11 protein-coding genes are annotated in these 14,795 nt (G+C 54.2%); 7 read left to right on the top strand and 4 right to left on the bottom strand.

The features are described 5' to 3' along the window. Positions 1 to 12: 12 nt before the first annotated feature. Both PGS10_RS20605 and PGS10_RS20600 read left to right on the top strand, forming a co-directional pair. Positions 13 to 2,364, top strand: coding sequence for a beta-glucosidase family protein (locus tag PGS10_RS20605; RefSeq protein ID WP_316423411.1), 2,352 nt, complete (start codon positions 13 to 15; stop codon positions 2,362 to 2,364). Between the two features lie 22 nt (positions 2,365 to 2,386). Further along, complete coding sequence (locus PGS10_RS20600; protein ID WP_316423410.1) at positions 2,387 to 3,361, top strand: helix-turn-helix transcriptional regulator; 975 nt, start codon at positions 2,387 to 2,389, stop codon at positions 3,359 to 3,361. On the opposite strand, the gene cobO is transcribed toward PGS10_RS20600, so the two are convergent. Together cobO and PGS10_RS20590 are read right to left on the bottom strand one after the other, a co-directional pair. Beyond that, positions 3,333 to 3,923 carry a cob(I)yrinic acid a,c-diamide adenosyltransferase gene (gene cobO, locus PGS10_RS20595; RefSeq protein WP_045393160.1) on the bottom strand — a complete coding sequence of 197 codons (591 nt, stop codon included), beginning with the start codon at positions 3,921 to 3,923 and terminating at the stop codon, positions 3,333 to 3,335. The two genes, PGS10_RS20600 and cobO, sit on opposite strands and share 29 nt — an antisense overlap. After that, complete coding sequence (locus tag PGS10_RS20590) at positions 3,920 to 4,681, bottom strand: YciK family oxidoreductase (protein WP_015366220.1); 762 nt, start codon at positions 4,679 to 4,681, stop codon at positions 3,920 to 3,922. Before PGS10_RS20590 ends, cobO begins: the two co-directional genes overlap by 4 nt. Before the next feature lie 252 nt (positions 4,682 to 4,933). Here PGS10_RS20590 and sohB point away from each other — a divergent pair, with 252 nt between their 5' ends. Next, positions 4,934 to 5,980 carry a protease SohB gene (sohB, locus tag PGS10_RS20585; RefSeq protein WP_316423409.1) on the top strand — a complete coding sequence of 349 codons (1,047 nt, stop codon included), beginning with the start codon at positions 4,934 to 4,936 and terminating at the stop codon, positions 5,978 to 5,980. A gap of 82 nt (positions 5,981 to 6,062) precedes the next feature. Here the strand turns inward: sohB and PGS10_RS20580 are convergent, their stop codons facing one another. After that, on the bottom strand, positions 6,063 to 6,314 hold the full coding sequence (locus PGS10_RS20580) for a YciN family protein (RefSeq protein WP_015366222.1): 252 nt from the start codon (positions 6,312 to 6,314) through the stop codon (positions 6,063 to 6,065). A 410-nt stretch (positions 6,315 to 6,724) separates the two neighbouring features. On the opposite strand from PGS10_RS20580, the gene topA reads away from it, so the two are divergent. The 4 genes from topA (at position 6,725) to acnA (ending at position 14,066) form a co-directional block, all read left to right on the top strand. Next, positions 6,725 to 9,322 carry a type I DNA topoisomerase gene (topA, locus tag PGS10_RS20575; protein WP_316423408.1) on the top strand — a complete coding sequence of 866 codons (2,598 nt, stop codon included), beginning with the start codon at positions 6,725 to 6,727 and terminating at the stop codon, positions 9,320 to 9,322. A 312-nt stretch (positions 9,323 to 9,634) separates the two neighbouring features. Next, complete coding sequence (cysB, locus tag PGS10_RS20570; protein ID WP_015705738.1) at positions 9,635 to 10,609, top strand: HTH-type transcriptional regulator CysB; 975 nt, start codon at positions 9,635 to 9,637, stop codon at positions 10,607 to 10,609. A 245-nt stretch (positions 10,610 to 10,854) separates the two neighbouring features. Further along, the gene (locus PGS10_RS20565) at positions 10,855 to 11,013 is read left to right on the top strand and encodes a YmiA family putative membrane protein (RefSeq protein ID WP_072056445.1); all 159 of its coding nucleotides are present in this window, start codon (positions 10,855 to 10,857) and stop codon (positions 11,011 to 11,013) included. Between the two features lie 380 nt (positions 11,014 to 11,393). Continuing rightward, positions 11,394 to 14,066: an aconitate hydratase AcnA gene (acnA, locus tag PGS10_RS20560; protein ID WP_316423407.1), complete on the top strand. Its 2,673-nt coding sequence runs from the start codon at positions 11,394 to 11,396 to the stop codon at positions 14,064 to 14,066. 46 nt (positions 14,067 to 14,112) lie between these two features. Here acnA and ribA read toward each other — a convergent pair whose 3' ends face one another. Next, complete coding sequence (gene ribA, locus PGS10_RS20555; RefSeq protein ID WP_015366227.1) at positions 14,113 to 14,703, bottom strand: GTP cyclohydrolase II; 591 nt, start codon at positions 14,701 to 14,703, stop codon at positions 14,113 to 14,115. Between the last annotated feature and the right edge of the window lie 92 nt (positions 14,704 to 14,795).

Here is a 14,795-nt window from a genome sequence, read left to right as displayed (position 1 = left end):
GGAGTCAGAGAGATGAATAACGATTTTAGTACCCTTATCGCCGCCATGACGGCAGAGGAAAAAGTGGCGCTGCTGACCGGCAGCGGCCTGTGGCGCACGGCTTCGTTGCCGCAGCATGGTATCCCCGATATCGTGATGACCGATGGTACCTACGGCGTGCGCTATAGCAGCGCGCAAATAGATGGTAATGAAAAGTGGAGCATGGATGACTTCATCTCGGTGATTACTCAAACCGCCGACCAGGCCAGCGCCGATGAGCCTGTCGCGAAGGGCGGCAGTGAAGCGTTGTTCAGCGCCTCGCTGCCGGCCACCTGTTTTCCGAATGGCTCCAGTCTGGCCTGTAGCTGGGATGTTGAACTGGTACGGGAGATGGGGGAAGCGCTGGGTCGCGAATGCCAACAGATGGGGGTGGGCATTCTATTGGGGCCGGGAATTAACATTCGGCGCACCCCGTTGGCTGGACGCGGCTATGAATACTACTCTGAAGACCCGATCGTCAGCGGTGATATCGCCGCGGCGCTGATTAACGGCTTACAGGCCGAAGGCGTCGGCGCCAGCCTTAAACATTTTGCCGCCAATAACTCCGAGTATCGGCGTACCGAAATGGATTCCATTATTGAGGAGCGAGCGCTGCGTGAAATCTATCTCGCCGGATTTCAACGAGCGATTGCCAAATCCCGGCCGTGGACGGTGATGTCTTCTTATAACCGACTTAATGGCGTTCAAACATCGCAGGATCCGTTCTTACTGACCCAGGTATTGCGTGATGAATGGGGATATGACGGTCTGGTGATGTCCGACTGGTACGGTATTAAAGACCGCCCGGCATCGCTGCTTGCCGGCAATGACCTGGCGATGCCGGAAACCCGCCGGGACAAACAAACCCTGCTGGCGGCCATCTCCTGCGGCGAGGTACCGATGTCGGTGGTTGACCGGGCCTGTTTGCGGATGCTGGAGCTGGTCGATAAAGTACAACGACATCGCCGGCCGCAAACGCGCGCTGACTTTGCCGCACACCATGCGTTATCGCAGCGTTTAGCGGCAGAATCCATCGTATTGCTGAAAAATGAAGACAACCTGCTGCCGTTGAAACCACATAAAACCCCGCGCATCGCGGTGATCGGTAAGCCCGCACAGGAGCCGGTTATTCAGGGCTCAGGTTGTGCCACCACGGTTCCGTATTTGCTCGACCGTCCGCTGGATGAGATTTTCGATCTTGCCGGGGACGACTTTAAGGTCACGTGGTCGCCGGGCGCGCCAGACGACAACCAAAGCGACGAGCAGGCTCTGGCGCAGGCGCGCGATGTTGCCGGGGCCGCCGACGTGGCAGTGGTTTTTGTCAGCACGGCGGTTGGCGAAGATGGCGAAAATGGCGATCGCCAGGATCTGAATATTCTCCCCGCGCACGAACAGCTGATCCGCGAGGTCGCTGCGGTACAGCCGAACGTGGTGGTGGTGTTGGCCAACAGCGATGCGGTGGTGATGCCATGGCTTGGCGAATGCCGGGCGCTGCTGGAAACCTTCTTCGCCGGACAGGGGATGGGGCGCGCCGTTGCTGAAATTCTCTTCGGTAAGCGCAACCCCTGCGGTAAGCTGACCGTCACGGTGCCAAATACGCTCGAAGAGACGCCCGCCTGGCTGCAGTATCCTGGGGAAAACCTGCGCCATCATTATGGCGAAGGGCTATTTGTCGGCTATCGCTATTACGATAAACGCCGTCTTACGCCTCTTTTTCCGTTTGGCTTTGGCCTGAGCTATACCCAATTCAGCTATGCCAATCTTTCGCTTTCCACAGCGCGGCTTGCCGAAGGCGACACCCTGTATGTAGCGTTTGATTTAACGAATACCGGCGACTATGAGGGCAAAGAGATTGTACAACTGTACGTTGCGGCCCCGAAGGGGGAGCTTATCCGCGAGGTTCGCGCGCTGAAAGCCTTTAGCAAAGTACCGTTGCTGGCGGGAGAAACGCGTCGGGTCGAGCTCGCGCTGCCTGTCGCTGATTTAGCCTGCTATCATCCGGGGCTGGCGGATTGGCTGGTGACCCCTGGGCAGTGGCAAATCTACGTGGGCGCTTCGTCACGCGATCTTCCATTAACGGCAAGCGTTGAGATTGATTGCCCTGCGCGCTACGTACCGCTGCGCGACGACAATTCTCTCCAGCAGCTTATTCAACAGCCGGAAGCCTTTGCCCGCGTAGTGACGCTGATATCGGCGAAAAGCGGTGTAGCGCCAGACCTGGTAAGGGAAAAGCTTATCCGCCTGGCCCCGGATCTGTTCTGTGGTTTGCTGATTGCATTGACTGAATTCCTGGCGCTGGATATCGATCGCGATGAACTCAATGCCGTGCTGGCGGGCCATCAATAACCAAAAGTTCAGGAGGTAATCCGTGTTCCCGTTTTCAGTGACGCATCCTCGTCAGGTAACGCAAAGCGGGCAGCCGGCGACCAATAGCGGCTACGAGCTGATCGCCTTCGACGCCGAGAAACTCAACGTCTTTGCCGCCGAGGTACGCTACTGCGAACCTCACTGGCACCCGGCGCCGGAGCTTATCACCGTCGTTCATGGCGGTTTTACGCTGGCCGTCGGTCAGCGGGAGTGGCTGTTGCGCGAGGGCGATATGCTGTATATCAACGCGGAGGAAGTGCATTCACTCAGCGCGGAGATGGCCGGTAGCCAGCTGGTCACCGTGCAATTTTCGCCAGGTCTGTTTGATGAAATGCATCCCTCTCCGCGGCTGGAGTGGTGTACCGCCGGACGTATTGCGCAGAACGCGGATTGGCAGGTGCGCCAGCGGCTAACGGCGCTGCTGCAACAGCTCGTCGATAACCGTACGCCATTCCAGCGCATCGCGGCGATTTATTTACTGCTTGATGCGCTGGTGACGGCAGGGGAGCCGCAGGAGCGCGAAGAGAGCTCGCTACGCGAAGAGTCGATGATTAAAAAAGGCATTGATTATATTAATCTGCATTACGATCGGCCACTGACGTTGAGCGAAGTGGCCGAGCACAGCGGCATGAGCTATTCGTGGTTTTCCCGGCTGTTTAAGCGGGTGAGTCGTTACAACTTTAAAGAGTATCTGACCCTGGTACGGCTGAATAAGGCCCGTAATCTGCTGCGGGATACGCGTACGCCGATAACCGAAATCAGCCATAGCTGCGGTTTTCAGGAGCACAAATACCTGATCGCCGCCTTTAACAAATACTGCGGACTGACGCCGACCGAGTACCGTAAACGCTTTGTTTCGCGGCAAAACGTCCTCGACCAGCAGCTGGCGCTCGGCGAGGACTGTGTATGCCTGCCATTAAACGGCCAACTGCTGGCGCGGCTGGCGGTTAGTAATCAATCCCCATCTGCGCTTTAACCCCCGCGTCAAAGGCATGCTTTATCGGGCGTAGCTCGCTGACGGTATCGGCTAACTCGATAATTTCGCGATGGCAGCCGCGCCCGGTAATCATCACCGTTTGGTGCGCAGGGCGGTTTCTCAGCGCCGTCAGCACCTCTTCCAGCGGCAGATAGTCATAGGCCACCATGTAGGTAAGTTCATCCAGTAGTACCAGATCCAGGCTGTCGTCGGCCAGCATGCGCCGCCCGTGCTGCCAGACATCGAGGCAGGCAGCGGTATCGCTTTCGCGATTTTGCGTATCCCAGGTAAATCCAGTGGCCATTACCTGAAACTCGACGCCGTGCGGCTCCAGTAAATTACGCTCGCCGTTAGGCCAGGTTCCTTTGATGAATTGCACCACGCCGGCTTTTTTGCCGTGTCCAACCGCGCGGGTGACGGTACCGAAGGCGGCGGTAGTTTTGCCTTTACCGTTTCCGGTAAATACCATGATCAGCCCGCGTTCTTGCTGGGCGGCGGCGACCCGCGCATCGACTTTGTCTTTTACCCGCTGCTGGCGCTCGCGGTAACGTTGATCGCTCATTGGGATATCCCTGGTTTACGCCCTGGCTGGGCATCAAAGGTCATACCGGTTTTACGTCGGCTATCGTCGCCCATCAGCCATAAATAGACCGGCATGATATCGGCAGGGGTTTTCAGCTTTTGCGGATCTTCGGTCGGGAAAGCGCTGGCGCGCATTTTGGTGCGCGTCCCGCCAGGATTAATACAATTTACCCGCAGATGACGGCTTTGGTACTCTTCGGCCAGTACCTGCATCATCCCTTCGGTGGCGAATTTCGAGGCCGCGTAAGCGCCCCAGTTGGCGCGGCCCTGGCGGCCAACGCTGGAAGAGGTAAACACCAGCGAACCGGAATCAGACTTGAGTAATAAAGGAAGAAGCGCCTGGGTGAGCATAAAAGTGCCATTAACGTTCACCTGCATCACCTGCTGCCATACCTCAGGATCCTGCTGGTCCATCGGACATACGTCGCCAAGCAGGCCCGCGTTGTGCAATACGCCGTCGAGACGCGGGTAGTGAATGGCGATTTTCTGCGCCAGTTGCTGGCACTCCTGCGGCGTGCAGGTCAACAGGTCGAGAGTGAACCAGCGTGCCGCAATACCGCCAGCCTGTTCAATTTCTTGCGCGACGCCGCGCAGCTTTTCTTCATTGCGGCCGACCAGTACCACGCTTGCGCTGTAGCGCGCATAGGTAAGGGCGGCTTCACGGCCGATGCCGTCGCTGGCGCCGGTGACCAGAATGATACGGTCTTTAAGTAGGTGATACTGCGGTTGATAGTGCACGGCGACTCCTCTGCTGGCCTGCTTATGGCCACATCTTATTCGGTATCTTACTTTTGCGCTTTATGCCTCAAACGATTGATGATTGCAATCAGTCAAAGGGAAACTCTTCGCAGAATTAATATCTTGCAACGATTTCATTGCGACAAAAAAAAACGGGAATGCGCCTCGCAGCGCACGGAAAGCGCAGAGACTTGATGATAAAGGCTGATGTACACTGTGCGTCAACGTCAGTGCTTTACACAAGGTGAAAACGTGGAATTACTTGCTCAATACGGCTTATTTTTAGCCAAGGCTGCGACTATCGTCGTTGCCATTGCGGTTATCGCCGCCATTATCGTTAATCTGACACAGCGTAAGAAGCAGCGCGGCGAGCTGCGGGTGACGAATCTTAGCGAGCAATATAAGGAGATGAAAGAAGAGCTGGCGGTGGCGCTGCTGGATGGCCCGCAGCAAAAACTCTGGCATAAAGCGCAGAAGAAAAAGCATAAGCAGGAAGCCAAAGAGGCCAAAGCGCGGGCAAAATTGGGCACCACGGAGCCCAGCGGCAAGGCGCGTATCTGGGTGCTGGATTTTAAAGGCAGCATGGATGCCCACGAGGTAAGCGGTCTGCGCGAAGAAATTACGGCGGTGCTGGCTTCGGCGAAGGCGCGTGACCAGGTGGTGGTGCGTCTGGAAAGCCCCGGCGGGGTGGTTCACGGCTATGGCCTGGCTGCATCGCAGCTGCAGCGCTTACGTGATAAACAGATCCCACTGACGGTTGCGGTCGATAAGGTCGCTGCCAGCGGCGGCTATATGATGGCCTGCGTGGCGAACAAAATCGTCTGCGCGCCGTTTGCTATCCTTGGCTCGATTGGCGTAGTGGCGCAGATCCCCAACATCAATCGCTTCCTGAAAAACAAAGACATCGATATTGAACTCCATACCGCCGGGCAATATAAACGCACGTTAACCATGTTGGGTGAAAACACCGAGGAAGGCCGGCAGAAATTCCGCGAAGATCTCAATGAAACCCATCAGCTTTTTAAAGATTTCGTACATCAGATGCGCCCGTCGCTGGATATCGAAAAGGTAGCGACCGGCGAGCACTGGTACGGCGTGCAGGCGCTGGAAAAAGGGCTGGCGGATGCGGTACAGACCAGCGATGAACTCCTGTTGAGCATGATGGATAACCATGAAGTCATTAGCGTGCGTTATCAGCAGCGTAAGAAGTTGCTCGATCGCGTTACCGGTAGCGCGGCAGAAAGCGCGGACCGTCTATTACTTCGCTGGTGGCAGCGTGGGCAAAAGCCCTTAATGTAAGATAAAACAACGCGAGGCTGATACCTCGCGTTGCTGTTTCTGGCTGGCTTAAGCCGAGAGCCGGCCCATCAATGACTGGCTATTAATCAACCAGGTGATACTTATCTGACAACTCATGAGCGAGATACTTGAACATGTTAAATACGGCAGTGCTCTTCGCTGTCGGCAAACCTTGCTCATCAAGATAAAACTCGCCGCTGAACACCAAAACCCCGTTACGCTGAACGACGTTGGTGGCTTCAATTCCGGCTAACGTATCTTCATGATCGCGAATGAGTTGGTTGGCAATTTCAAGTAACGCCTGGCGTTCGATGGGTTGGGTTGTACCTTGCATAACGGACTCCTGTAGTTCTTCGCGGGTAGTCTACGCCGCGAGAGGGCAACGGGCAAATTTTCCATTGATTGTGCAGGGGTAATTGCAACTGGCTAAGAAACATCACTTTACTGGCGGAGTTGGCTTTTGCATGCTAATAAAGTTGCGTAACGAATTTTATCAGGTACAGTGTGACGCTTTCAGCGATCTGGCAACAGATTTGCTTGACATTCGGCCAAAAATTCTTCGTGCTATGCAACCTGGCTCGCTAAAGCCAGCAAACTCAGCTATCTGGTTTTATGGATGTGAAACTGGGCGTGCAGAGGGTTGATATCCATCGACGTGGCCGCAACATATCAGGCACGTCGCTAGTGGATGGTGAATCAATGTGCGATGTATTCCTGGATGAATTAAATTAGGTAAAGGTGAATATGGGTAAAGCTCTCGTTATCGTTGAGTCCCCGGCAAAAGCCAAAACGATCAATAAGTATCTGGGTAATGACTACGTGGTGAAATCCAGCGTCGGTCATATCCGCGATTTGCCGACCAGTGGCTCAGCTTCCAAAAAGAGCGCCGACTCTACCTCCACCAAAGGGGCTAAAAAGCCTAAAAAGGATGAACGTGGCGCTCTGGTCAACCGCATGGGTGTAGACCCATGGCACGACTGGAATGCGCATTATGAAGTACTTCCGGGTAAAGAAAAGGTAGTTTCAGAACTCAAACAGTTGGCGGAAAAAGCCGACCACATCTATCTCGCAACCGACCTTGACCGCGAAGGGGAAGCCATTGCCTGGCACCTGCGGGAAGTTATCGGTGGTGATGAGCAACGGTACAGCCGCGTGGTGTTTAACGAAATCACCAAAAACGCAATTCGTCAGGCCTTTGAGAAGCCGGGCGAGCTGAATATCGATCGTGTTAATGCCCAGCAGGCGCGCCGCTTTATGGACCGCGTGGTGGGGTATATGGTTTCTCCACTGCTGTGGAAAAAAATTGCCCGCGGTCTGTCCGCTGGCCGCGTGCAGTCTGTCGCAGTCCGCCTGGTCGTTGAGCGCGAACGCGAAATTAAAGCCTTCGTTCCGGAAGAGTTCTGGGAGATCGACGCCAGTACTACCACGCCGGGCGGTGACGCGTTACCGTTGCAGGTGACTCACAAGAATGACAAGCCGTTCCGTCCGGTTAACCGTGACGAAACCATGGCGGCCGTCGCGCTGCTGGAAAAAGCGCGATATAGCGTGCTGGAGCGCGAAGATAAGCCGACCAGCAGCAAGCCGGGCGCGCCGTTTATCACCTCCACGCTGCAGCAGGCCGCCAGTACCCGTCTTGGCTTCGGCGTGAAGAAAACCATGATGATGGCCCAGCGTCTGTATGAGGCCGGTCATATTACCTACATGCGTACCGACTCTACCAATCTGAGTCAGGATGCGTTGAATATGGTACGCGGCTATATCGGCGATAACTTCGGCAAAAAATACCTGCCTGAAAGCGCGAATCAGTACGCCAGCAAAGAAAACTCGCAGGAAGCGCACGAAGCGATTCGTCCTTCTGACGTGAATGTGATGGCGGAATCGCTGAAAGACATGGAAGCCGATGCGCAGAAGTTATATCAACTGATTTGGCGTCAGTTCGTCGCCTGTCAGATGACGCCGGCAAAATACGACTCAACCACCCTGACGGTACAGGCTGCCGAGTTCAAACTAAAAGCCCGCGGTCGTACGCTGCGCTTTGACGGCTGGACGAAAGTGATGCCAGCGCTGCGTAAAGGCGATGAAGACCGGACGTTACCGGTGGTCAATCAGGGCGACAGCCTCAGCCTGGTGGAACTGACACCTGCGCAGCACTTCACTAAACCGCCTGCGCGTTTCAGCGAAGCCTCGCTGGTAAAAGAGCTGGAAAAACGCGGCATCGGTCGTCCGTCCACTTATGCGTCGATCATTTCGACCATCCAGGACCGCGGCTATGTACGCGCCGAGAATCGCCGCTTTTACGCTGAAAAAATGGGTGAAATCGTCACCGACCGTCTGGAAGAAAACTTCCGCGATCTGATGAACTACGATTTTACCGCACAGATGGAAGACCGCCTCGATCAGGTGGCCAATCATCAGGCCGAGTGGAAACAGGTGCTTGATAACTTCTTTGGCGATTTCACTTCCCAGCTACAAACGGCTGAGAAGGATCCTGAAGAAGGCGGTATGCAGCCGAACCCAATGGTGCTGACCAGCATCGACTGTCCGACCTGCGGGCGTAAAATGGGCATTCGTACCGCCAGTACCGGGGTATTCCTCGGCTGCTCTGGCTACGCTTTGTCGCCGAAAGAGCGTTGCAAAACCACCATTAACCTGGTACCGGAAAACGAAGTTCTCAACGTGCTGGAAGGCGATGATGCCGAAACCAACGCGCTGCGCGCTAAACGTCGCTGTCAGAAATGCGGCACCGCGATGGACAGCTACCTTATCGATCCGAAGCGTAAACTGCATGTCTGCGGTAACAACCCGACCTGCGACGGCTACGAGATTGAAGAGGGCGAGTTCCGTATCAAAGGCTATGACGGCCCTATCGTGGAGTGTGAGAAATGTGGTTCCGAAATGCACCTCAAAATGGGGCGTTTTGGTAAGTACATGGCTTGCACCAACGACGAATGTAAAAATACGCGTAAGATCCTGCGTAATGGCGAAGTGGCTCCGCCGAAGGAAGATCCGGTGCCTTTACCGGAACTGCCCTGCGAGAAGTCCGACGCTTATTTCGTCCTGCGCGATGGCGCGGCGGGCGTTTTCCTGGCGGCAAACACCTTCCCGAAATCACGTGAAACACGTGCGCCGTTAGTGGAAGAGTTGTACCGCTTCCGCGATCGTCTGCCTGAAAAGCTGCGTTATCTGGCCGATGCGCCGCAGCAGGATCCTGAGGGCAATAAAACGCTGGTACGCTTTAGTCGTAAGACCAAGCAACAGTACGTTTCCTCCGAGAAAGAGGGTAAAGCGACCGGCTGGTCCGCCTTCTTTATCGACGGTAAATGGACTGAAGCGAAAAAGTAACCTTCTGAATGGGCCGCGATGCGGCCCATTCTTTCTTCGATTTTCCTCGCACTACCGCCTCGTCATTGTCGCTTTATAACCGACTTATTATTTTTTGTTACCATCTATACACTGTAGATATAAATGATATAGTGGTTATAGCGAATCACTTTTTTATTATTAAATCGTCTTATACACCATCGGTCTCAGCACGCGTTGTGGCGCAGGTTCGGCGTGCCGCAGGGCATCTCTGGCATTTTGCCGCCGGCAGGCAGCAGTCTGAACGTAATGGGTATTAAGCGGATTCATTTGACGCGTTTACGGATATCAGCCATGAAACTACAGCAACTCCGCTACATCGTTGAGGTTGTTAACCATAACCTGAATGTCTCCTCTACCGCCGAAGGCTTGTATACTTCACAGCCTGGCATCAGCAAGCAGGTACGCATGCTGGAAGATGAGTTGGGAATTCAGATATTTGCCCGCAGCGGTAAGCATTTAACTCAGGTCACTCCAGCCGGTCAGGAAATTATTCGCATCGCGCGTGAAGTGTTATCTAAAGTTGAGGCCATTAAATCCGTGGCAGGCGAGCACACCTGGCCGGATAAGGGCTCGTTGTACGTTGCCACCACCCATACGCAGGCGCGTTATGCGCTCCCTGGAGTGATTAAAGGCTTTATTGAGCGTTATCCTCGGGTCTCTTTGCATATGCATCAGGGGTCGCCGACGCAGATTGCAGAAGCGGTTTCGAAGGGTAATGCCGACTTTGCCATTGCTACCGAAGCGCTGCATCTGTACGACGATTTGGTGATGCTGCCGTGCTATCACTGGAACCGTTCAATTGTGGTGACGCCGGACCACCCGCTCGCTTCGAAAGGTTCGGTGACCATTGAAGAGCTGGCGCAGTATCCGCTGGTAACTTATACCTTCGGCTTCACCGGACGTTCTGAGTTGGATACCGCGTTTAATCGCGCCGGGCTTACTCCACGTATCGTCTTCACGGCGACTGATGCCGATGTCATCAAAACCTATGTGCGCTTAGGGCTTGGCGTTGGAGTTATTGCCAGCATGGCGGTCGATCCCGTGTCCGATCCAGACCTGGTAAAACTCGATGCCAATGGTATTTTCAGCCACAGCACCACCAAGATAGGCTTCCGCCGAAGCACCTTCCTCAGAAGTTATATGTATGATTTTATTCAACGTTTTGCGCCGCATTTAACGCGAGATGTGGTCGATACGGCCGTGGCGCTACGTTCGAATGAGGATATAGAGGCCATGTTCAAAGATATTAAACTGCCGGAAAAATAATCGAATTGATAAATGGCATTTCCTCCGGGGAGTGCCATTTTCTATTATGGACCTTATCAGAACTTATAAACCTCGTTGTAATCACATTTCTACGGATTTTCACTTCGTTATTTCTCCAATATACCCGCTGCGATCAAAATAACGGTTAAAAGCCTTTTACCTGTTCCTGAATTAGCTGGATCTATTTTATATATCTTATTAAGATTTATCTGTACCTGATGATTTTAGCAATTGGTGGTGATGAAATGATAAACAATATCGATTATGCAAAGCTCGCGATGTCGTATGAACGTCACAAAGCGGAAATCGATCCAACGCTGCGCAGTCAGGTCTGGGGCTCACTACTGATGGGGCTTAGCGCTTTCTGGTGCATCGTTGCATTATTCATCTGGATTATTAGCTAAAGCAGTTTATCAGAGAAGGTTATATTTCACTTTTGTGACAAAAGGAGGTTGGTAAAATTAGCACCCGGAATTGTGGAACACGGTGGAAGAAATTATTTTCCGACTTATCAGCTTTAAATGTTAATCCATCCTGAGCTAATCATTGTCTATCCGTGATTAGCTCTTTTTCTTTTCCCGTTCAGTGAATAGGTTCGGAACTTACTCAACCTCATCAAATATCTCCGTGCTGTAACACTGTTATCTTCAAAATTTCTGAACTGTATGGTTTTGTCAATTTTAGCAATTTGAGTTGTTATCAAAGTGTTATGTCAAGTTTGTGTTATCTTTAATAAAGACCCTGAGGAGTTCAGGGCATGCATCCCTGTGATAAAGGAGGAGCTATGTCGTCAACACTACGAGCAGCCAGTAAGGATACGCTACAGGTCAAAGACAAAACCTACCATTACTACAGCCTGGCGCTGGCCGCTAAACAACTGGGCGATCTCACCCGACTGCCCAAATCCCTCAAAGTTCTGCTTGAAAACCTCCTGCGCTGGCAGGATGGCGAGTCGGTGACGGAACAAGATATTCAGGCGCTGGCCGGCTGGCTGCAGAAAGCGCATGCCGACCGCGAAATAGCCTATCGTCCGGCGCGCGTATTGATGCAGGATTTTACCGGCGTACCGGCGGTGGTCGATTTAGCCGCCATGCGTGAAGCGGTAAAACGGCTGGGCGGCGATACGGCAAAGGTGAATCCGCTCTCGCCGGTTGACCTGGTGATTGACCACTCGGTAACGGTGGACCGTTTTGGTAATGAAAACGCCTTTGAAGATAACGTGCGCCTTGAAATGGAGCGGAACCACGAACGTTATGCTTTCCTGCGCTGGGGGCAGCAGGCCTTCAGCCGCTTTAGCGTTGTGCCGCCGGGAACCGGGATCTGCCACCAGGTGAACCTTGAATATCTCGGCCGTGCCGTGTGGAGCGAACTACAGGATGGCGAATGGGTGGCTTACCCGGATACGCTGGTGGGTACCGATTCGCACACCACCATGATTAACGGTCTGGGCGTATTAGGGTGGGGCGTCGGCGGGATTGAAGCGGAAGCGGCGATGCTTGGGCAGCCGGTATCCATGCTTATACCTGATGTCGTCGGTTTCAAGCTGACCGGTAAACTGCGTGAGGGGATCACCGCGACTGACCTGGTGCTGACAGTGACCCAGATGCTGCGCAAACATGGTGTGGTTGGCAAGTTCGTAGAATTCTACGGCGACGGTCTCGACTCGTTACCGCTGGCCGACCGGGCAACCATTGCGAATATGTCGCCAGAATATGGCGCGACCTGCGGCTTCTTCCCGATCGATGCGGTAACCCTCAGCTATATGCGCCTGAGCGGGCGCAGCGAAGAGCAGGTGGCATTGGTTGAAGCTTATGCCAAAGCGCAGGGGATGTGGCGCCAGACGGGCGATGAGCCGGTATTTACCAGCACCCTGGCGCTGGATATGGGTACGGTTGAGGCCAGCCTCGCCGGGCCGAAACGGCCGCAGGACCGCGTCGCGTTGGGCGATGTGCCGAAAGCGTTTGCCGCCAGCAACGAACTGGAAGTGAATCAAACGCAAAAATCGCGTCAGTCGGTTGATTACACTCTCAATGGGCAACGCTATTCGCTGCCGGAAGGCGCGGTGGCGATTGCGGCAATCACTTCATGTACCAATACTTCCAACCCGAGCGTGTTGATGGCCGCCGGCCTGCTGGCGAAGAACGCCGTTGAGCGTGGCCTGAAACCGCAGCCGTGGGTGAAAGCCTCGCTGGCGCCGGGTTCGAAAGTGGTTTCTGATTATCTGGCGCATGCGGGGTTGACGCCTTATCTCGATGAATTGGGCTTTAACCTCGTAGGGTATGGTTGTACAACCTGTATCGGTAACTCCGGGCCGCTGCCGGAACCTATCGAAGAGGCAATTAAAAAGGGTGACCTGACCGTGGGGGCGGTGCTCTCCGGTAACCGCAACTTCGAAGGTCGTATCCATCCGTTGGTGAAAACCAACTGGCTGGCGTCGCCACCGCTGGTCGTGGCCTATGCGCTGGCTGGCAATATGAACATTGATCTGACCCGTGAACCGCTTGGGGTTGGTAAAGACGGTAAGCCGGTGTTCCTGAAGGATATCTGGCCGAGCGGCGAGGAGATTGCTCGCGCGGTGCAGCAGGTTTCCACCGACATGTTCCGTAAAGAATATGCCGAAGTCTTCGAAGGTACCGAGGAGTGGAAAGCTATTCAGGTAGACCGTTCCGATACCTATCGCTGGCAGGATGACTCTACCTATATTCGCCTGTCGCCATTCTTTGATGAGATGGGCGTTGAGCCGAAACCGGTAGAAGATATTCACGGCGCGCGGATCCTGGCGATGTTAGGCGATTCGGTGACCACCGACCATATCTCTCCGGCAGGAAGTATCAAGGCAGACAGCCCTGCAGGACGCTATTTGCAGGAGCACGGCGTGGCGCGCGCCGATTTCAACTCTTATGGTTCACGACGTGGCAACCATGAGGTGATGATGCGCGGTACCTTTGCCAATATTCGTATCCGTAACGAAATGGTGCCGGGCGTGGAAGGGGGGATGACGCGTCATTTACCAGACACGCAGCCTGTTGCTATCTACGATGCGGCTATGCTGTATAAAGCCGAGGGTACGCCTCTGGCGGTGATTGCCGGTAAAGAATATGGTTCAGGTTCCAGCCGCGACTGGGCGGCAAAAGGGCCGCGTCTGTTGGGCGTGCGGGTTGTGATTGCCGAGTCCTTCGAGCGTATTCACCGCTCCAACCTTATTGGCATGGGGATATTACCGTTGGAGTTTCCGCAAGGCGTGACGCGTAAAACGCTACAGCTGACCGGCGAAGAGCGGATCGATATCAGTAACCTGCAGGCGCTGCATCCTGCGGCAACGGTTCCAGTCACCATCACCCGCGCCGATGGACAGCAGGAGGTCATTCAGTGTCGCTGTCGTATCGATACCGCGACTGAACTTACCTACTATCAGAATGACGGCATTCTGCATTATGTGATTCGTAATATGCTGTAAAAGAAAGGGCCAGCGAATGCTGGCCCTGATTCATTCTGGAGCTGACTTATTTATTCAGCAGATGCCCCATCTTGGCCGCTTTGGTATCCAGGTAGTGTTCGTTTTTCGGGTTACGGCCGACGATGAGCGGAACGCGTTCGACGATATTGATTCCCGCCTCGGTCAGAATTTCGACTTTCTTCGGGTTGTTGGTCAACAGTCGAACCTGCTCAACGCCGAGCAGTTTGAACATATCGGCGCACAGCGTAAAATCGCGCTCATCGGCGGCAAAGCCTAGCTGGTGGTTGGCTTCGACGGTATCGTAACCTTGATCCTGAAGCGCGTAGGCGCGAATTTTATTCAGCAAACCGATATTTCGGCCTTCCTGACGATGATAAAGCAGGATCCCGCGCCCCTCTTCAGCGATGTGCGACAGCGCCGCTTCCAGCTGAAAACCGCAATCACAACGCAGACTAAAAAGGGCATCGCCCGTCAGACATTCTGAGTGTACGCGAGCCAGTACCGGGGCTTGCCCCGAAATATCGCCATACACCAGCGCGACATGATCCTGCCCGGTTGCCAGTTCTTCAAAGCCCACCATCAGGAAATCGCCCCAGGGGGTTGGCAGTTTGGCTTCTGCCACACGTTTAAGCTGCATGTGATTCTCCAGATTCTGACAGCACCTGAATGTGCTTTCTGTTTACTACTATTTTGCCACAACGCCGCGACGTTCTCCTAATTACCAACGAC

The organism is Klebsiella sp. 141153 (assembly GCF_032601995.1).
GTDB lineage: Bacteria > Pseudomonadota > Gammaproteobacteria > Enterobacterales > Enterobacteriaceae > Klebsiella > Klebsiella aerogenes.
The sequence above is the reverse complement of the archived record's forward strand: the minus strand, read 5'-3'. Positions and strand labels throughout refer to the sequence as shown.

Coding starts and splice junctions, on each gene's coding strand:
- topA (WP_316423408.1), top strand. CDS start 6,725: ATGGGTAAAGCTCTCGTTATCGTTGAGTCCCCGGCAAAAGCCAAAACG.
- PGS10_RS20605 (WP_316423411.1), top strand. CDS start 13: ATGAATAACGATTTTAGTACCCTTATCGCCGCCATGACGGCAGAGGAA.
- cobO (WP_045393160.1), bottom strand. CDS start 3,923: ATGAGCGATCAACGTTACCGCGAGCGCCAGCAGCGGGTAAAAGACAAA.
- ribA (WP_015366227.1), bottom strand. CDS start 14,703: ATGCAGCTTAAACGTGTGGCAGAAGCCAAACTGCCAACCCCCTGGGGC.
- PGS10_RS20580 (WP_015366222.1), bottom strand. CDS start 6,314: ATGCAAGGTACAACCCAACCCATCGAACGCCAGGCGTTACTTGAAATT.
- acnA (WP_316423407.1), top strand. CDS start 11,394: ATGTCGTCAACACTACGAGCAGCCAGTAAGGATACGCTACAGGTCAAA.
- cysB (WP_015705738.1), top strand. CDS start 9,635: ATGAAACTACAGCAACTCCGCTACATCGTTGAGGTTGTTAACCATAAC.
- PGS10_RS20565 (WP_072056445.1), top strand. CDS start 10,855: ATGATAAACAATATCGATTATGCAAAGCTCGCGATGTCGTATGAACGT.